The sequence below is a fragment of the Bacillus sp. AFS098217 genome (genome assembly GCF_002551815.1).
Taxonomy (GTDB): domain Bacteria; phylum Bacillota; class Bacilli; order Bacillales; family Bacillaceae_G; genus Bacillus_A.
Map to the genome: position 1 here is coordinate 1 of NZ_NVPR01000105.1, position 2,816 is coordinate 2,816.

Annotated in this window: 1 protein-coding gene; it reads left to right on the forward strand. The window is 38.9% G+C overall.

Features of this window, described 5'->3' with window-relative positions:
- Nucleotides 1–711: 711 nt before the first annotated feature.
- Entirely contained in the window at nucleotides 712–2,586 is a 1,875-nt protein-coding gene (gene ltrA, locus COO03_RS22895; RefSeq protein WP_097899329.1) for a group II intron reverse transcriptase/maturase, read from the forward strand.
- Nucleotides 2,587–2,816: the final 230 nt, after the last annotated feature.

The following is a 2,816-nucleotide window of genomic DNA, read 5'->3' on the forward strand; positions in this document are numbered from 1 at the left end:
ATTATGGTATGCCAAGTTCTCCTACAAGCGCAGTGGCGTGAAATGGAGGGGCTAATTTTAACACAGCCTAACTATTTGTTCGAATTTTATGGGTGAAAACCCCATTCTAGGATAATAGCTCATTAATCCTAGCCATGATACCCCTACATGCGCTAACTTGCACACGAGTTAGGGTCTGAAGTTAGGTAAGGTCGTAACCTGATGGCACAACTCACTACTGCCTATATGGTGCGGTGGTCTCTAAAAACAATCCTATGGTGACGAAAGGAATCCATGTTAGAAGCGTCGTGAGGGAATCCCTTCTTAATGTGAGAAAACGGAAGGAATCACGGGAACAAGGACGGGTTTGTAATTCCAATCCTTGCGCTTAATCAGTTTCGTAGTTACTGATTAAGTTGAACCAGTATGTTTGAGCTAATCAAGACTGGCGAGTACCGTCGGCGTAAAGTGGGCACCTAAAGGAATGTAAAATAAGGGATAGAACAAATGGAACTTGGGAAGCTTGCATTGCCATAGGGAGTGTGATCCTGCTTGAAACAATGCAAGTGGCAGCGGTCTCGTAGTAGTTAGGAAGCGGAGTAATGCCCGTGGAGCGAAGGGGACCAGTCGATTCAGAATAACAATGGGTATTTCAAATGTCTATATGAACCTCTTCTAGAGTGGGAATTAAACAGCACATCGTTACAATCGCTTGAATAATGGGGAGACGTAATGAGGATTAAAGGACATTTGATAGATAATGAAGCACAGCTCAAAGATAAGTTAGACCTAATATACAAAAAAGCCAAAGAAGATAACTCTTCTTTTCATGGCATGATAGAACTAATGAAAAATAAGCAGACTATTAAAACGGCAATTCATAACATTAAAAGCAATCGTGGGAGTAAAACGGTCGGAATTGATAAGAAAGACGTGAACTACTACCTGCAAATGGAAACAGAACGGCTTATCAAACTCATTTGGGAACATATAGACAACTACAAACCTAAACCAGTTCGAAGGCATTACATTGACAAGGGAAATGGTAAAAAGCGTCCTTTAGGAATCCCAGCCATGATAGATAGGATAATTCAGGAAACAGCAAGAATTGTGCTAGAACCCATAGCGGAAGCGAAGTTCTTCAACCATAGTTATGGTTTTCGTCCCTATCGTTCATGTCACTATGCGATAGGCAGAATCTTGAATACCATCTCCAGGTCGAAAACTTACATAGCTATCGAGGGTGATATCAAAAGCTTCTTTGACCATATCAACCACAATAAACTCATCGAAATAATGTGGAATATGGGAATTAAGGATAAAAGATTCCTAATTATCATTAAGAAAATGTTAAAAGCAGGTGTTCTTGAGAACAGACATATTCTCCCTACGGAGATAGGAACTCCTCAAGGAGGGATTATATCTCCCCTACTAGCAAACATATACCTGAATAACTTTGACTGGATGGTAGCTAAAGAGTTTGAGGAACATCATGCCCGTTATACTGTCAAGCACGCTTTCAGTACTGGTCTTAATAAAGTGGTTAGAAAACATAAGAAATGCTTTCTTATTAGGTATGCAGATGATTGGATAATTTTATGTGAGGATAAAGCGCAAGCAAGAACACTATTGACCAAAATTGATAAATATTACAAACATATACTCAAATTAGAATTATCCAAGGAAAAAACATTTATCACCGACATAAGAAAAAAGTCAGCTCAATTCCTAGGATTTGACATTAAAGCTGAAAAGATGAGATTGAAAGACCGTATTGCAGGCAAAGCTATCCCAAACAAAAAGAAATTAACGTCTAAAATGAGGGAAATCCTTCAAGATGCCTACAATATTCGGAAAACCACTAACTCTCATGATGTTGCCGCCCAAATAGAACGTATAAATACCAAAATTATTGGTATTAGTAACTATTTCCGCATAGGAAATTCTGCCAAAATTTTTGTTAGGTGTGATGACAAAATAAGATATACATTCTACAAGTCTATAAAAAGTAAACATGGTGGAGGAGTGTTCGAAAAAATGCTCACCCCAGCTGAGAACCTTGATAATCGTAAGGATAGACATAAAGGGCACAAAACCAAAGTTCCTTTCGTTGAAGTTGACGGAGTTAAAGTAGGATTAACAAAAATGAGTTTTACACCTAGTACAAAAGCACTCCTATACAATTATGATACGACTCCTTATACAAAGATAGGAAGGGCGATTTATTCGAGAAGACACGGTAAGGTCGATAAGAAAACGAGACCAACCATATATTCGAACGACCAAATCAACCAAATAGTCTTATGTCAGATACTCAACGAAACCAAGAATAAACGATTCTATAACTTTGAATACATGCTTAATCGGGATTACGCATATAACCGTGACAAGGGAAAGTGCCGAATATGTAAGACAGAATTAGTCCCTATTAACGTACATTGCCATCACGTTAATAACCGACTACCCTTAGAGAAAATTAACAAACTCAGCAATCTTGCCACCATGTGTATAAGATGTCATAAGCTTATACACCAAAAAGACTTGGAAGACCATATCCTATACAAATTACCGAAATTAACGAAATATCGTGAGCTGATACACATTTGAAATATGCTCCATTGTTTACTTTATCTTAACCGTGAGGTAAAGAATAAGGATGATACTAACTAAGGATGTTAGAGGATGTCAATCTGAACCGATGGAACGCCGTGTGCGGTGAAAGTCGCACGCACGGTGTGGGGCGGGGGAAAAAGCAGAGATAACTTCAAAGCTTTACCTATCGCGACCCGTAAGGGTTAGTAGCTACCCCAGCCTTCCGGGCTAGGATGCTACACATT